Origin of the sequence: Vibrio sp. ES.051, assembly GCF_002563795.1 — a bacterium.
Taxonomy (GTDB): Bacteria; Pseudomonadota; Gammaproteobacteria; order Enterobacterales; family Vibrionaceae; genus Vibrio.
This window is the reverse complement of the sequence record NZ_PDJL01000006.1, coordinates 627,521-643,262: the sequence shown is the minus strand read 5'-3', so window position 1 is coordinate 643,262 and position 15,742 is coordinate 627,521. Positions and strand designations below refer to the sequence as shown.

General features: G+C 46.4%; 14 protein-coding genes. 11 read left to right on the top strand and 3 right to left on the bottom strand.

The annotated features are described in order from the left end of the window. Window positions 1-69: 69 nt before the first annotated feature. The 6 genes from rpmH (at window position 70) to ATG66_RS20145 (ending at window position 5,258) form a co-directional block, all read left to right on the top strand. A complete protein-coding gene (gene rpmH, locus ATG66_RS20170; RefSeq protein WP_005378825.1) occupies window positions 70-204 on the top strand; it encodes a 50S ribosomal protein L34 in 135 nt (44 codons plus the stop codon). A gap of 46 nt (window positions 205-250) precedes the next feature. Further along, a complete protein-coding gene (rnpA, locus tag ATG66_RS20165; RefSeq protein ID WP_257145778.1) occupies window positions 251-574 on the top strand; it encodes a ribonuclease P protein component in 324 nt (107 codons plus the stop codon). After that, on the top strand, window positions 541-798 hold the full coding sequence (yidD, locus tag ATG66_RS20160; RefSeq protein ID WP_005378822.1) for a membrane protein insertion efficiency factor YidD: 258 nt from the start codon (window positions 541-543) through the stop codon (window positions 796-798). The genes rnpA and yidD overlap by 34 nt, the downstream gene beginning before the upstream one ends. Window positions 799-800: 2 nt before the next feature. Further along, a complete protein-coding gene (gene yidC / locus ATG66_RS20155) occupies window positions 801-2,423 on the top strand; it encodes a membrane protein insertase YidC (RefSeq protein WP_098417049.1) in 1,623 nt (540 codons plus the stop codon). A gap of 117 nt (window positions 2,424-2,540) precedes the next feature. Continuing rightward, on the top strand, window positions 2,541-3,902 hold the full coding sequence (mnmE, locus tag ATG66_RS20150) for a tRNA uridine-5-carboxymethylaminomethyl(34) synthesis GTPase MnmE (RefSeq protein ID WP_098417139.1): 1,362 nt from the start codon (window positions 2,541-2,543) through the stop codon (window positions 3,900-3,902). Window positions 3,903-4,073: 171 nt separating this feature from the next. Beyond that, window positions 4,074-5,258, top strand: a complete 1,185-nt coding sequence (locus ATG66_RS20145) for a site-specific integrase (RefSeq protein WP_098417047.1) — start codon at window positions 4,074-4,076, stop codon at window positions 5,256-5,258. A gap of 20 nt (window positions 5,259-5,278) precedes the next feature. Here ATG66_RS20145 and ATG66_RS20140 read toward each other — a convergent pair whose 3' ends face one another. From ATG66_RS20140 to ATG66_RS20130, 3 genes are read right to left on the bottom strand one after another with little or no spacing between them, the layout of a single operon-like run. After that, window positions 5,279-5,614, bottom strand: a complete 336-nt coding sequence (locus ATG66_RS20140) for a helix-turn-helix domain-containing protein (RefSeq protein WP_098417046.1) — start codon at window positions 5,612-5,614, stop codon at window positions 5,279-5,281. Window positions 5,615-5,667: 53 nt separating this feature from the next. Further along, complete coding sequence (locus tag ATG66_RS20135; RefSeq protein ID WP_098417044.1) at window positions 5,668-7,326, bottom strand: DUF927 domain-containing protein; 1,659 nt, start codon at window positions 7,324-7,326, stop codon at window positions 5,668-5,670. Window positions 7,327-7,339: 13 nt separating this feature from the next. After that, window positions 7,340-7,531 (bottom strand): helix-turn-helix transcriptional regulator, encoded by a 192-nt coding sequence (locus ATG66_RS20130; protein WP_000139304.1) that lies wholly within the window; start codon window positions 7,529-7,531, stop codon window positions 7,340-7,342. 579 nt (window positions 7,532-8,110) lie between these two features. Between ATG66_RS20130 and ATG66_RS20125 the strand changes: the two genes are divergently transcribed. Genes ATG66_RS20125 through ATG66_RS20105 form a run of 5 tightly spaced genes read left to right on the top strand, consistent with a single transcriptional unit; the run spans window position 8,111 to window position 15,741 of the window. Continuing rightward, window positions 8,111-8,608: a type II toxin-antitoxin system RelB/DinJ family antitoxin gene (locus ATG66_RS20125; protein WP_098417043.1), complete on the top strand. Its 498-nt coding sequence runs from the start codon at window positions 8,111-8,113 to the stop codon at window positions 8,606-8,608. Window positions 8,609-8,664: 56 nt separating this feature from the next. Then, on the top strand, window positions 8,665-10,647 hold the full coding sequence (locus tag ATG66_RS20120) for a type I restriction-modification system subunit M (RefSeq protein WP_098417042.1): 1,983 nt from the start codon (window positions 8,665-8,667) through the stop codon (window positions 10,645-10,647). Further along, the gene (locus ATG66_RS20115) at window positions 10,644-11,966 is read left to right on the top strand and encodes a restriction endonuclease subunit S (RefSeq protein ID WP_098417041.1); all 1,323 of its coding nucleotides are present in this window, start codon (window positions 10,644-10,646) and stop codon (window positions 11,964-11,966) included. The genes ATG66_RS20120 and ATG66_RS20115 overlap by 4 nt, the downstream gene beginning before the upstream one ends. Continuing rightward, window positions 11,966-15,187, top strand: coding sequence for a type I restriction endonuclease subunit R (locus ATG66_RS20110; RefSeq protein ID WP_098417039.1), 3,222 nt, complete (start codon window positions 11,966-11,968; stop codon window positions 15,185-15,187). The genes ATG66_RS20115 and ATG66_RS20110 overlap by 1 nt, the downstream gene beginning before the upstream one ends. Continuing rightward, window positions 15,187-15,741, top strand: a complete 555-nt coding sequence (locus tag ATG66_RS20105) for a hypothetical protein (RefSeq protein WP_179885748.1) — start codon at window positions 15,187-15,189, stop codon at window positions 15,739-15,741. The genes ATG66_RS20110 and ATG66_RS20105 overlap by 1 nt, the downstream gene beginning before the upstream one ends. Window position 15,742: the final 1 nt, after the last annotated feature.

The window sequence follows — 15,742 nt, the reverse complement described above, 5'->3', positions numbered from 1 at the left end:
CAAAGAAAACAAAAACCAACGCTGGGTTTAACAAGAACCTAAAACTACTGATCAGTAAAGGTAATTATCATGAAACGCACTTTTCAACCTACAGTTCTAAAGCGCAAGCGCACTCACGGCTTCCGTGCTCGCATGGCAACTAAGAACGGTCGTAAAGTTATCAACGCACGTCGTGCAAAAGGCCGTGCGCGCCTATCAAAATAATCGCTAGTTTATTTTGAACACGTACGCGTTTAATCGGGAGTTACGTTTGTTAACTCCCGAGCATTATCAAAACGTCTTCCAGCAAGCTCATCGAGCTGGCTCGCCTCATTTCACCATCATTGCTCGCAACAACAAACTTTCTCACCCACGATTAGGTTTAGCTGTTCCGAAAAAGCAAATCAAAACTGCTGTCGGTCGTAACCGATTTAAGCGTTTGACTCGTGAAAGCTTTCGTCACAATCAACATCAACTTCCAAATAAAGATTTTGTTGTGATTGCGAAGAAAAGCGCGCAAGATTTAAGCAATGAGGAAATTTTTAAGTTGTTTGATAAGCTATGGCAACGCCTGTCTCGCCCTTCACGTGGATAGCCATTGGGCTCGTTTATCTTTATCGCTGGTTTATCAGCCCTTTGATTGGTCCTCGTTGCCGGTTCACACCAACCTGCTCCACTTACGCGCTAGAAGCTTTGAGAGCTCACGGTTTTGTAAAAGGATGTTGGTTATCAGGCAAACGTCTATTAAAATGCCATCCTTTGAATGAAGGGGGGTATGACCCCGTTCCACCAGTCCAAAAACAAGACAGAGATAACTAACGATGGATTCTCAACGTAATATCCTGCTCATTGCTCTGGCCCTGGTTTCTTTCTTGCTGTTTCAACAATGGCAAGTAGCGAAGAATCCAGAACCTCAAGCAGTTGAACAGGCTCAATCAAGCAGCACTCTACCTGCACCATCTTTTGCTGATGAGCTAGATCCAGTTCCTGGTCAGCAGCAAGCTTCTGCAAAAACTATCACAGTAACGACTGATGTTTTAACTCTGTCGATCGACACCGTTGGTGGCGATGTGGTACATGCCAACCTTAACGAATACTCTGCTGAGCTTGATTCATCAGATTCATTTGTTCTGCTGAAAAATACTCAAGGTCACCAATTCATCGCACAGAGCGGTCTTGTTGGTCCTCAAGGTATCGATCTGAGCAGCACGAATCGCCCTCACTACAATGTTAGTGCAGACAGCTTTACGCTGGCTGATGGTCAAGATGAACTTCGTGTTCCGATGACTTTCACTACCAATGGCATCGAATATACCAAGACTTATATCTTTAAACGCGGTAGCTACGCGCTTAATGTTGAATACGATGTAGTGAATAACTCTGGTAACAATGCCACCTTCGGTATGTACGCTCATTTGCGCCAAAGTTTGATGGACGATGGCGGCAGCATCACAATGCCAACTTATCGTGGCGGTGCTTACTCCACAGAAGACACGCGTTACAAAAAGTACAGCTTTGATGATATGCAGGATCGCAACCTGTCTCTTAATCTAGCCAATGGCCAAGGTTGGGCAGCAATGATCCAGCACTACTTTGCAACTGCTTGGATTCCACGTAATGAGCCAGGCACTAACCTCTATACACGTGTGATTGGTAACCTCAGCGATATCGGTGTGCGTATGCCGAACAAAACCATCGCAACGGGTGATCAAGCGAGCTTTGAAGCAACACTATGGGTTGGTCCAAAGCTGCAAGATGAAATGGCCGCGGTCGCACCGAACCTAGATCTCGTCGTGGATTACGGCTGGTTGTGGTTTATCGCCAAACCGCTGCACATGTTGCTTTCATTCATCCAGAGCTTCGTTGGTAACTGGGGTGTAGCCATCATCTGTTTGACCTTTATTGTTCGTGGTGCCATGTATCCGCTCACCAAAGCGCAATACACGTCGATGGCCAAAATGCGTATGCTACAGCCTAAGCTGCAAGCAATGCGTGAGCGTATCGGTGATGACCGTCAGCGCATGAGCCAAGAAATGATGGAACTGTACAAAAAAGAGAAAGTAAACCCACTCGGTGGCTGTTTACCTCTTATTCTACAGATGCCTATTTTCATCTCGCTATACTGGGCACTGATGGAATCGGTTGAGCTACGTCACTCACCATTCTTCGGTTGGATTCATGACCTATCCGCGCAGGACCCGTACTACATCCTGCCACTGTTGATGGGTGCTTCAATGTTCCTGATCCAGAAGATGAGTCCAACGACCGTGACGGATCCAATGCAGCAGAAGATCATGACCTTTATGCCGGTGATGTTTACCTTCTTCTTCTTGTTCTTCCCATCAGGCCTTGTCCTGTACTGGTTGGTGTCGAACATTGTGACGCTTATCCAGCAAACTCTAATCTACAAAGGGTTGGAGAAAAAAGGCTTACACAGCAAGTAATCCTTTAGGAAATGAGTGAGAAAGGCGGCCAAAAGGTCGCCTTTTTGTTTTTGGCTGATTACAATTCAGCTAATTAACGTTATGGCTCAATTTGAGCCCAGCTCAAAAGGCAAAATTATGACTACAGATACGATTGTCGCTCAAGCGACCGCGCCTGGTCGTGGCGGTGTCGGTATTATTCGTGTTTCAGGCCCAAAGGCCACTCAGGTGGCCCAGGCCGTCACAGGCAAGACACCAAAGCCTCGCTACGCAGAGTACCTGCCGTTTAAAGCCGAAGATGGCACTGTGCTTGACCAGGGCATCGCTCTTTACTTCCCAAATCCGCACTCTTTCACTGGTGAAGACGTGCTTGAGTTGCAAGGGCATGGCGGCCCTGTCGTGATGGATATGTTGATCAAGCGTATTCTCGGTATTCATGGCATTCGCGCCGCTCGTCCGGGTGAGTTCTCTGAGCGCGCATTCCTTAACGATAAGCTCGACCTTACACAGGCCGAAGCCATTGCAGATTTGATAGATGCCAGCTCAGAAGAAGCCGCCAAATCAGCCTTACAGTCACTGCAAGGTCAGTTTTCTCAGCGTATACAAACGTTAGTAGAGTCACTTATCCACTTACGGATCTACGTAGAAGCCGCCATCGACTTTCCTGAAGAAGAAATCGATTTTCTGGCCGATGGTAAAGTGTCAGGTGACCTACAGGCCATTATCGACAACCTCGATGCGGTGCGTAAAGAGGCGAATCAGGGGGCCATCATGCGTGAAGGGATGAAAGTCGTGATCGCAGGCCGTCCGAATGCAGGCAAATCAAGCTTACTCAATGCACTGTCTGGCAAAGAGTCCGCAATCGTAACAGACATAGCAGGCACCACACGTGATGTACTGCGTGAGCACATTCATATTGATGGTATGCCACTACACATCATTGATACAGCAGGCCTACGCGATGCATCTGATGAAGTAGAAAAAATTGGTATTGAGCGCGCATGGGATGAGATTTCTCAAGCAGACCGCGTACTCTTTATGGTAGACGGCACCACGACCAATGCCACCGATCCAAAAGATATCTGGCCAGATTTTGTGGATCGTCTGCCAAGCAGCATCGGCATGACAGTGATCCGCAATAAAGCCGATCAAACCGGTGAAGACATGGGGATCTGCCACGTCAACAATCCAACGCTTATCCGCCTATCGGCTAAAACTGGCGCTGGGATTGAGGCACTGCGTGAACACCTCAAAGCATGCATGGGCTTCTCGGGGAGTCGTGAAGGGGGCTTTATGGCACGTCGCCGCCACCTCGATGCGTTGGAGCGCGCCGCACAGCACCTTCAAATAGGCCAGGAACAGCTGGAAGGCTATATGGCGGGCGAGATACTAGCCGAGGAGCTACGTATCACTCAGCAGCATTTAAATGAGATAACCGGAGAATTCAGTTCAGATGATTTACTCGGTCGCATCTTCTCCTCCTTCTGTATCGGGAAGTAAAGTGGGCAAATAACGGAAAACAACAGCAAGCAACGGTAGATAACACACTGATTTTATTAGATCGTCACTTGCCGTTTGTTTCCATCCGTTGCCGTTAATTGCCAAATCTAGTCCCCAGTTGGCCCCCAATGACATGATAAATGCCGTATTGGGGACCAATTGGGGGCTAAAATGAAAATTTCCATTGAAAAACGAACACTTAGAGCTGATGGCACACGCTCACTACGTTTGGTTTATAATCATGGTTATGCCACAAACACACTAGGTGGACGCCAAAATAAACGTAAACGCAGCTACGAAACTTTAGACCTGTACGTTCACGACAAACCTAAAACACCCACCCAGCGCCAACACAACAAAGAGCACATGCTTCTCGCCGAAACCATTAAGAGTAAACGACTGGTTGAGTGGCAATCTCAGAAGCATGGTTTTGAGGAGCGAACCAAGCGCTCAGCTAGCTTCATTGATTACTTTCAACGGCAAATTGACATAAAAGAACAAACCACCTCAACCTCCAACCATTCGATCTGGCTTTCAGCTCGTAAGCACCTGCTGCTCTACTGCGGAAAACATGATCTTAGTTTTGATGAGCTGGATAAAGACTGGTTAGACGGGTTTAAGTATTACCTAACCAATGAAGCGAAAACCAAAAGTGATACACCGTTATCTCGCAACACACAAAGCTCCTACTTCAATAAAGTTCGAGCGGCGATCAACGAAGCACATCGAGAAGGTATTATTCGCGATAACCCGCTTTCACAAGTGACCAGTATCAAAGCCAAAACAACTAAGCGAGTTTATTTAACACTGGATGAGGTCAACGCGTTAGCCCAAACGGAGTGTCGCTATCCTGTCCTTAAACGTGCGTTTTTATTCTCATGCGTGACGGGTATGCGTTGGTGCGATATCCATAGACTTACCTGGTCAGAAGTAGAGACATTCAATAATCACAAACGAATTATCTTCGACCAAGCCAAACTCTCTCACGGCGATGCTAAGAGCCTTCAATATTTAGACATACCAAAGTCAGCAGAATCACTTTTGGGTAGCCCCAAAGCCTCTCACGAGCGCGTATTCAAGGGATTAAAATACTCTTCTTATATAAATGTAGAGCTGCTTAGATGGGCTCTGGCTACTGGAATAAGTAAGCACGTTACGTTCCATGCTGGTCGTCATACTTTTGCTGTAATTCAGCTTAGCCGAGGAATCGATATATACGCAGTATCGAAACTGCTCGGCCACAGCGAACTCAAGACAACCGAGATCTACGCTGACATCATAGAACAACGTAGGATGGAAGCCATGCTCACATTCCCCGATATTTTTGCTTCTTCTGGAAAGGATTCAGCGGCCTAAGGCCGCTGCTATAGAAGGTACTACTTACGAGAAGTGGTGGCGACATAGTTTGCTGCCCTTTTTTCTATCTCATGGCGAGATGAAACGCGCTGCTCCTCAACCCAATCCATGATTGCTTGACGCTCAAATCGGAGGTGTTTGCCAAGCTTAAAGTAAGGGATCTCTGCCGAGCTCGTTAGCTTATAAAGTTGATTGGTTGATAAACCCAGCAAGGTTGCACATTCATCGACGGTTAGAATGTCCTTTCCAAGCAACTCCACCTTTTGCTGCTGCAAACGCTGCTCTAACACAACCCGCTCGACATGATCGATTTTAGCCAAAATGGACTGGAGAAGGATCTGTTCATTGCTTGTCATAACTCCCCCTCCATGTCGCTGCGTTGGGAAATGTGGGAAAACTGGGAAACGGATTACGCATCGGCTGTCAGCTCCTCTAGTTCTTCGATAATTTGAGAAGGTGTAAAGGCAAAGAACCTTTCCAATTTGCCGTTCACTTTTACTCGTAGCGTCCCTCTAGCCCCCTCGTTTGATTCAAACCACCGCCTTTGAACCAAAGGAGTCAGTTGGCTGATGTATTGCTTGCGCAGCTGGAGATCACGAATAAACACATTTTTATGAATCAGCCACTGCACCTCGTCTCCGTCTTGCCGGAAGTAACCAGTTTTTGATGCTCTGCCGCTGGATATCTCACTTAACTGCTTTTCCCATTTGGAGAGTGCCTGCTTCAATGCCAAAAGCACTTCAAACTCTTCGTGATTTTGAGTGTGCCCTCTCGCTGCAATCCACCGCTGAAAAATACTATGGACTGAGAAAAGAGATTCTTCTTCGCTCCACGGTACAATTTTGTGTCGCGAGGCCAGTGAGAGTGCAACGGCAACTAAGCAAAAGCGATGCAGCACCCTAAGAACTTGAGCTGACATACAGCTTTCTTTCCAGCGCTGCATCAACCTATCCGTTTCCGATCTCAACAGTAGTTCCAGATCTGGTTGCTTTACTATCAAGCACATCCAAGCTGGAAATAGCGAACCATGATACTTTTTCGTTGCCTCCTCCAAATGTTTGGCAAATTCATGAGAATCATTAAATCGGTGAATGCTAGAAAAACAGCCATATTTTTCCGTCAGCGGTATCTCCACAATTCTGACCAATTGGCCTGCGGCGGGCTTTTTGCCTATTTCTTCCAGCAAATCGATCAAACCAACTTCACCAGTGCTAAGCACTAAGGTTCGCCACTTTGCTTGTTTACCTAACGCCCCTGTAATTAACGATCTTAGCTTTCCATCGCCATTGACTATCTGGTAAGCCGCTGTGTCTAAATTTTCACCTCTTGCCATACCAATCTCATCGAGCGGCAGCATGACATCGTTATAATTGGCAGATACAGATTCGATGCCATTATTCGTGCTATGCCAAGTCTTCTTATATGAATGTGAGCCGTAAACTGACGAGCCAACATAAATAGCACCTGACTTCCCCTGACTTGACGAGCCCATTAGATGAAATACCGAGCTTTCCCCTCCAGAAGGCGCTAATAGGGGTGCGGCAAGTGCGACTCCAACAGAAAATATCAAGGTTGGGTTTCCGCTTAAAAGACAGCCTATCTCCTGTTGCCAGTGATCTAAGCTACCTTTTACTTCAAAATTACTATCAACAATTGCTCCAGCGTAGAAATATGGCTCCTCGGATACGCCAAAACTGGTTTCAGTTGTCACGAATACATCGCCATGCCAGCCTGTGTTAAAGGCACTGATACCCGTCGATGCGCATTTGATCTCTTGCCGCAAGTAGCGCAGAACAAGGCTCCAGTTATGTTTCTCATCTTCTAACCAAAAGCCAAGGTCAAAGAGCTCTTCACGCAGAATATTGTTCGTGCTACCCAGTATTCTGCTTGCAGGGACAACTATCCGAATAGGAATCAAATCCATATTGATAAGTTCTATACAGGCACCATAACCTGACTTTTTATCTTGTGCCCTCACTCGCGCTACGACAGAAAGTTCAGAGCTAATAGCCATCCAACCTTCTTCTTTGTCACAGTATTCCAGTGCGTTATTTTTGTTTCGATACATACACACCTCACCGTCACAGGCTCAGCAGCCACTTCTGCACATCTTCAAGGCGAAATCTCACACTTCGAGCGCCAGGTGATAGTGTGACTGGTGTAGGAAAGGAACCGTTTTTCACATAACGCCGAATGGTTGCCTGAGACAACTGAGTCAACTGACAAACTTCTTGATAGCTTAATAGCTGATTTGATTGTTTTTGTTCGGTCATAACTACTCCTGACAGTTAATGAATAATCAAGGAATAGTTTGCAGGATGAGCAACGCAAAGGCGTGCGGTGCTCAGGCCCATTTTGGGCAGTTTCGCGTGAAAAGAAGCCTGTCGAATTCATGGTTTAGAATTACAGAAGCAGATAATGGTGCGGTAATGTGATTAGGCATTGCTTCACCGTTATTCATCAAGCCACAAAGCGCTATGCGTTAAGTAACCCGCTAATACGTCAAGCTGTTTACTATGGTTAACGTATAGTGATTAGAGACTCTCTTTCACATGTGAAAGTAGCAAAATATGAAGCTTTGAACGGATAGAACAACCAAGTGTACCGCTTCTATCCGGTACACATAAAACGCTACAGCTCAACCTAACAGAACATGTAAGAGTCTGTTATAGCTAAACTTTTTCTAATTACTATATTGCAAAACTGTACCGATTTGACGAAAACGGTACATATCCCTCATCCAAAGCAATCACTACACTCATTTCTTCTCGCTTTTTTGACTCAAGCACTCGCCACTACACACTAAACCCGCTAAGATACAAAAATTACAATTTGTAGGTTTTGTGAGTCATATGAAAACAACCAAGATAGACCCTCAGCTACTTGAAAAAGCCACGAGTATCTTTGCTGAATTAGGTTTACCGATTGAGCAGGCCATCAACGTATTTCTAGCAAAGTCCGTTCAGGCCAAAGGTTTTCCGTTTTCAGTTGCTCTTGATATTGAGGAACAGGACTCCTCAAACAGTCAAACACAGAGAAAAATCAGCAATGCCGAGATTACCGAGTCTATCCAAGAGCTAGTTGAGCACGCTCTGCCACAGAGTGAAATAGAAAACCTCACCCAGCTAACCTATTGTCGCAACACCTTTGGGTTGTCATTCCCAGTGCTTAAACTGGCTAAATCTCCACGGCCAGAAGACATTCGCAGTGCAGCCAAAGATGCCAAAGATCGAAACCGCTACTCCACCACGAAAGTGGCCCAGCGAGATGAAAAAACCTACGTGATTTGCACCCAATGGACCGACAGGCACCGCAATGCGTTTTGTCGTTGGCAAGCCATCTTTAGCTAGCACGCAAAAAACAAAACACTGATTTTTAACGATTTAACTTTATTTAGGCAGTATCAATGAACTTACAAGACAAAGAACAAAGCGCCAAACTCTCCAGTGCTATTTGGCGTATGGCAGATGACCTATGGGGTGATTTCAAACACACCGACTTTGCACGCATCATCCTGCCCTTTTTGCTACTGCGTCGTATTGAATGCGTGTTGGAACCCACTCGAGAGGAAGTTCGTAAGTTCTATCTGGCCGAAAAACAATCCGGCATAGACCTTGGTTTAGTGTTGCCAGAAGTTGCGGGATTCGCTTTTTACAACACCAGTGAATACAGCCTAGAAACCTTAGGCGCGTCAGATACAGGCGACAACCTAGAACACTACATCAGCCAGTTCAGCAAAAACGTTCGTACCATCTTTGATGAGTTCAAATTTGGTCAAACCATAGAAGATCTGGAAAAAGCCAAGCTGCTCTACCGCATGGTGAGCTACTTTGCCAATCTCGACCTACATCCTGATGTGGTGTCTGATCGCGTATTGTCAGATGCCTATGAAGAGCTGATTTTCAAGTTCGCCAGCTCGGTTAATGAAAAGGCGGGGGAATTTATGACCCCGCGCGATGCCGTGCGTCTTGCCACCAAACTGGTACTGGCGGCAGATGAAGATATCTTTAGTGAAAAGGGCGTGATCCGCACCATCTATGACCCAACCTGTGGCACGGGCGGCTTCCTTTCCGATGCTATTAGCCAAATTGAAGAGATGGGCAGCAGCGCCAAAGTGGTGCCTTTTGGTCAAGAGCTCGACCCCGCGACTCATGCCATGGCGCTGACGAATATGATGATCCGTGGCTTTGATGCCAACAACATCAAGCAAGGTAATACCCTATCAGACGATCAATTACGTGCCGACAAGTTCCACTACGGCCTAGCCAACCCGCCATTTGGCATTAAGTGGGAAAAAGCTAAAAAAGAAGTGGAACGTGAGCACAAACAGCTCAAATACGCAGGGCGTTTTGGGCCTGGTCTGCCGGGTATCTCTGATGGCTCCATGCTGTTCTTGCTGCACTTGGTATCAAAAATGGAAACACCGGAAAATGGTGGTGGCCGTGTGGGCATTGTACTTTCTGGCTCACCATTATTTACTGGCGACGCAGGCTCAGGCCCATCAGAAATCCGCCGCTGGCTGCTCGAACAAGACTTGGTAGAAGCGATTGTTGCACTGCCAACCGATATGTTCTTCAACACCGAAATAGGTACCTACATCTGGATTTTGTCTAACCATAAAGAGCCAAGACGCAAGAACCAAGTACAACTGATTAACTTGGCGGGCATCTGGACGCCCATGCGTAAAAAGCAAGGAGATAAGCGCAAGTACCTCAGCGATGAACAGATTGACGATATTGTGCGTGCTTACGATGGCTTTGAAGCTAGTGACTACTGTAAGCTCTTTCACACTACTGACTTTGCCTACCGAAAAGTGACCATTCAACGTCCGCTGCGCGCCAAACTCAACATCACTGAGGATGGTATCGCTCGGCTGAAAAGCTTAGCAGCGTTCCAAAAGCTCAAACCAGAACAACAAACTGCTTGGATGCAACACCTCACTGATAACCTTGGCCTCCGGCCATATGAATGGGCGCGTTTGGCAGCGAAACACAATCACAATAAAGGTGACTTTGGTAAGTGCCCGAAGGCACTGGCTACGGCCTTAACTACGCACTTTATGTTGATAGATCCGCAATTCGAGCCAACACTGGATGAAAAAGGCCAAAAAATTGCTGATCCAAAACTCAAAGACACCGAAAGCATTCCCTTTGATCGTGATGTTGAAGATTACTTTACACAAGAGGTGCTGCCACATGTACAGGATGCCTTTATCGATCACTCAGTACGTGATGAAAAAGATGGCGAAGTGGGCATTGTCGGTTATGAAATTAACTTTAACCGCTATTTCTATCAGTACGTGTCGCCACGTGAGTTGAGTGTAATTGACAGTGAGCTAAAGGCATGTGAAGTACGCATTCAGGCACTACTCAATGAGGTGGCTGAATGATCACACCTTATCCAAACTATGTTGGTAGCGATATTAAGTGGGTTGAGGCTGTACCTGCGGATTGGAAATCAGTTCCTTTCTACACTGTTGCCTCTGAATCAAAACTGTCAAATAAGGGCATGATAGAAGATAACCTTTTATCGTTGAGCTTTGGCCGTATTAAGCGAAAAAGTATTGATACACAAGGTGGGCTTCTACCTGCATCATTCGAGACTTATCAGATAGTTAATGAAAATGACATTATTTTTAGACTAACGGATTTACAGAATGATAAGCGCAGTCTTCGCTCTGCCCAATGTATGGAACGAGGCATTATCACGTCGGCATACGTTGCGGTCACCCCAAACGCGATTAGGCCAAGATATCTTCATTATTTGATGCGAGCATATGATGAAAGCAAGGTTTTTTACAACCTTGGGGCAGGCATGCGTCAATCTCTTAAATATGACGAATTAAAGCGCTTGCCTATTTTATTGCCACCTGAATTAACGCAACAAGCGATTGAAAAGTTCCTCGACCGCGAAACCCAGCGCATCGACAGTCTGATCGAGGAAAAGCAGACCTTTATGAAGCTGCTCAAAGAAAAACGCCAAGCGCTGATCAGCCATGTGGTCACTAAGGGGCTTAACCCCAATGTGGAGATGCAGGATTCTGGTATCGAGTGGATTGGGCAAGTGCCGAAGCATTGGGTGGTGAAAAAAATTAAATATGATGTACTCGGCATAGAACAAGGCTGGAGCCCTCAATGTGAAAGTACACCAGTACAGGACGATCACACTTGGGGAGTAGTTAAAGTTGGCTGTGTAAATCGTGGGATTTTCAATCCAGAACAGAACAAAAAACTGCCAGAAGAACTGGAACCAAGGAAAGAGTACATCATCAAAAAAGGTGATTTACTAGTATCAAGGGCAAATGCAAAAGAGTGGGTAGGTAGCGCTGCCGTTCCTGACCGTGATTACGATAACCTACTGCTATGCGACAAAATTTATCGAATCAAATTGGACCTAGAAAAAGCTGACCCAGAGTTTTTTGCTTATTATCTAGCTTCTGACCAAGCACGAGAACAAATAGAAATTGACGCTACTGGCACCAGTAGCTCTATGTTGAATATCGGACAAGGCACTATTTTAAACATGCCTATACCAGCTCCAGAGCTTCCGGAACAACAATCTATCGTGCAAGGTATAAAGAATAAAACCAGTCAAATCGATCGTTTGATGCTTGAAGTTTTAGATTCAATAGAACTACTGAAAGAACACCGCACATCGCTGATCAGCGCGGCTGTAACAGGGAAAATCGACGTCAGGGAGGCGGTGTAATGGCAGCACATCATGAAGTGCATTTTGAACAATATATTACCGAGCAGCTGGTGAACAATGGCTGGAAAGAAGGCCACTCCAGCCATTATGACCAGCAGCGCGCCATTTACCCGCAAGATGTCATGGATTGGGTAAAGGCCACTCAACCTGATGCCTGGCACAAGCTGAATAAACTGCATGGCGCGAATACCGAGCAGGTGCTACTAGAGCGTTTAGAAAAAGCACTTGCCAGTAAAACAGGTGGCACCATTAATGTGTTGCGCAAAGGGTTTACCATTGCAGGTTGCGGCACCATTGCCATGGGCCAACGCAAACCCGAAGATGCGCGCAATGAAGAGCGTATTGCCCGTTATGAGCACAACATTTTGCGCGTGGTGCGCCAGCTAAAATATTGCCCGACCCGCGAGTGGGAAATTGACTTGGTGTTCTTTATCAACGGCCTACCCGTAGCCACCGCCGAGCTCAAAACCGATTTCACTCAATCGATAGAATCAGCGATAGCGCAGTACAAGCAAGACCGCTTACCCGTTGACCAAAAAACCAAGCGCAAAGAGCCGCTGTTAACCTTTAAACGTGGCGCAGTGGTGCATTTTGCCATGTCTGACACAGAAATAGCCATGGCGACCAAACTGGCGGGAGAAAACACCTATTTTCTGCCCTTTAACAAAGGCCATGACGGTTCTACCTCTGATTTACCCGTGCACATCAACTTGCCAGGTGAAGATGGAGAGTATCCGGTCAGCTATTTCTGGCAAGAGATCGCCCAAAAAGATAACTGGTTGCGTATCTTCTACAGCTTCGTGTATGTCGAAACCAATGAAGTCGCCGATAGCAGTGGCAAGGTTCAGCGTAAAGAGACGCAGATTTTCCCGCGTTACCATCAGCTTGATGCGGTAAATAAAATGATTGACGATGCCCGCCAGAACGGTGCAGGCATGCAGTATCTTTGTGAGCACAGCGCAGGCTCAGGCAAAACCTCTACCATTGCGTGGACAGCCCATGATTTGATTCGTTTACGCAGCACCGATGGTAAAGCGGTCTTTAAATCCGTAATCATTGTGACCGACCGCACCGTGCTGGATTCGCAGTTGCAAGATGCGGTGCAGCAGCTGGATCATCAATATGGGGTGATTAAGGCGATTGACCGCGAAAAGAGTAGCGAGTCGAAATCAAAGCAGCTGACTGAAGCGCTGCTAACAGGCACGCCGATCATTGTGGTGACGATTCAAACCTTCCCATATGCGTTAGAGGCAATTCTGACCAATCAATCTTTGGCGCAAAGTAACTTTGCTGTGATCATTGATGAGGCTCATACCTCGCAAACTGGCTCTACCGCCAAAGGTTTACGCGCAGCGCTTACGCTAAACCTGAGCCCTCAAGAGTTAGAGCAAATGAGTATTGAGGACATTCTTACTAAGGTGCAAGAAGCACGTGCCATGCCCAAGAACGTCTCGCACTTTGCTTTTACGGCAACACCCAAGCACAGCACTAAGATGCTATTTGGTCGCCCGAAAAACCAAAGCCAACCAGTGTCAGATGAAAACAAACCAGAATCGTTCCACCTCTACACCCAACGTCAGGCCATTGATGAGGGCTTTATTCTCGATGTGCTGGAGAATTACACCCACTACGATACAGCCTACAAAATTGGTGAAAACAATCTAGATGAGAAGCGCGTAGACAGCAAACAAGCCCGTCGTGCTTTGGCGCGTTGGATGTCACTGCACCCAACCACTGTCAGCCAAAAAGTCGAATTCATTATTGAGCACTTCAAGGCCAATATCGCCCACCTTCTGGAAGGTGAAGCCAAAGCCATGGTGGTCACATCTGGCAGGCCGCAGGCGGTGAAATACAAGCTTGCCTTTGATAAGTACATCAAAAAGCATGGCATCGAAGGTATCCAAGCCTTGGTTGCCTTCTCAGGCAAAGTACCGGGTAAAGATTTGGGTGATGAAGACAGCCAAGACCCACTGGGGATTGATTTCGACAAAGAGTACACCGAGTACAACTTAAATCCCGACACGCATGGGGCTGATCTGCGCCACGAGTTCGAGAAAACCGAATATCGCGTCATGTTAGTCGCCAACAAGTTCCAAACGGGCTTTAACCAACCAAAACTGGTTGCCATGTATTTGGATAAGAAGATCTCGGATGTAGAAGCGGTACAAACTCTATCGCGCCTAAACCGCACCTACCCAGGCAAAGACACCACTTACGTGATTGATTTTGCCAATGAGCCGCAGACCATTCTCAATGCGTTCAAAAAGTACGATAAAGGCGCGCAGCTCAACGAAGTGCAAGATGTAAACGTCATCTATGACATCAAAGAGATTCTGGATGAGCAAAGCATCTACAACCATCAAGATTTAGAGTTGTTTAAGCAAGCGCGCGGTAAATCGATTCTCGGCCAAGCTCCTGACAAAAAGTCACACGCGCACAAAAAGCTGCTTGCTGCCACGCAACGCCCTACCGATGTGTTCAACGTTAAGCTGAAAGAGCTGGTTGATGCCGCAAACCATTGGGATCAGCAATACAACAAAGCGCACCTTGCGGGTGATGAGAAAGCGGCGACCTACGCAGAATCGCAACGCAGCGAGTTCACCAAGCAGCGCGAAGCTCTAATGCGTTTTAAATCGGATTTAGCTCGATTTGTGAAGCACTACAGCTACATGGCGCAATTGATTGAGTTTGGTGATCCTGAACTGGAAAACTTTGCCGCGTTTGCCCATTTGCTATCACGTCGATTGAAAGGGGTGACACCAGAGAACATCGACCTCAGTGCACTGGTACTAGAAAAATTCAAAATCAAATACGACAAAGACCCGCTTCCAGAAGCTATTAATCAGGTACTTGAACCTATCCGCCCCAATTACAACGACCCAACCGATCGCGAACAGGCATTTCTTACCGATATCATTCGCCGCCTAAACGAACTGTTTGGTGATGTCGGCGATGAGCCAGGCCGCCGAAACTTTGCCAACGGCACCATTACCCGTGTGGCAGAAAATCCTATTGTGGTTGAGCAGGTAGAGAAGCATGAGAAGTCAATTGCTCTCAAAGGCGACTTACCACAAGCGGTGAAGCAAGCCGTTGTACAAGCCCTGCTGAAAGAAGGCGATATCGCCCGAACGCTACTCAAAGACCCACAGGTAATGGCAAGTTATGTTGAGCTGATTTTTGACATGATGAAGCAAGGTGCAGAACAGGTGACGGTGAAATAATGAATACTGCGTTTCGAGTTTTACTTACGTTCAATGCAACATCACTACTAGTGATTATCTTTGCGGTACAAAAAGGGTACTCACTCGGATATTTCTTTGGTGATTTCGCTTGCTTCGATTGGATAGCAGCATTTCCGAACGCAGTATCATATTTACTCTATTTTCTTATCCCTGTTTTATCGACTGGATTGAGTATTTGGCTGAGTAAATACTTGGGGAAAGACGAGTTTAAGGCTGGTGAAATAGCAAGTATTGAGCATGCCAACAACAGCTTCCTGCCAAGTTATTTGGGTTACTTTTTCGTAGCGTTGAGCATTGGTAACTGGGAAACCTTGTGGTTTGTTTACGGAGTTTTGTTTGTTTTTACTCTCTTATCGCAAGCACTCTATTTTAACCCATTGTTTTTACTATTTGGTTATGAGTTTTATAACATTACAACCAAAAACGGAACGGCCATTTTCCTGATTAGCCGAGAGCGCTACAAGAAGCCAGATGACATCCAAATACCATTGGCTTATCGAATCAATAATTACACATTTATCGAGCGAGGATAAT

Coding starts and splice junctions, on each gene's coding strand:
- rpmH (WP_005378825.1), top strand. CDS start 70: ATGAAACGCACTTTTCAACCTACAGTTCTAAAGCGCAAGCGCACTCAC.
- yidD (WP_005378822.1), top strand. CDS start 541: ATGGCAACGCCTGTCTCGCCCTTCACGTGGATAGCCATTGGGCTCGTT.
- yidC (WP_098417049.1), top strand. CDS start 801: ATGGATTCTCAACGTAATATCCTGCTCATTGCTCTGGCCCTGGTTTCT.
- mnmE (WP_098417139.1), top strand. CDS start 2,541: ATGACTACAGATACGATTGTCGCTCAAGCGACCGCGCCTGGTCGTGGC.
- ATG66_RS20145 (WP_098417047.1), top strand. CDS start 4,074: ATGAAAATTTCCATTGAAAAACGAACACTTAGAGCTGATGGCACACGC.
- ATG66_RS20140 (WP_098417046.1), bottom strand. CDS start 5,614: ATGACAAGCAATGAACAGATCCTTCTCCAGTCCATTTTGGCTAAAATC.
- ATG66_RS20135 (WP_098417044.1), bottom strand. CDS start 7,326: ATGTATCGAAACAAAAATAACGCACTGGAATACTGTGACAAAGAAGAA.
- ATG66_RS20130 (WP_000139304.1), bottom strand. CDS start 7,531: ATGACCGAACAAAAACAATCAAATCAGCTATTAAGCTATCAAGAAGTT.
- ATG66_RS20125 (WP_098417043.1), top strand. CDS start 8,111: ATGAAAACAACCAAGATAGACCCTCAGCTACTTGAAAAAGCCACGAGT.
- ATG66_RS20120 (WP_098417042.1), top strand. CDS start 8,665: ATGAACTTACAAGACAAAGAACAAAGCGCCAAACTCTCCAGTGCTATT.
- ATG66_RS20115 (WP_098417041.1), top strand. CDS start 10,644: ATGATCACACCTTATCCAAACTATGTTGGTAGCGATATTAAGTGGGTT.
- ATG66_RS20110 (WP_098417039.1), top strand. CDS start 11,966: ATGGCAGCACATCATGAAGTGCATTTTGAACAATATATTACCGAGCAG.
- ATG66_RS20105 (WP_179885748.1), top strand. CDS start 15,187: ATGAATACTGCGTTTCGAGTTTTACTTACGTTCAATGCAACATCACTA.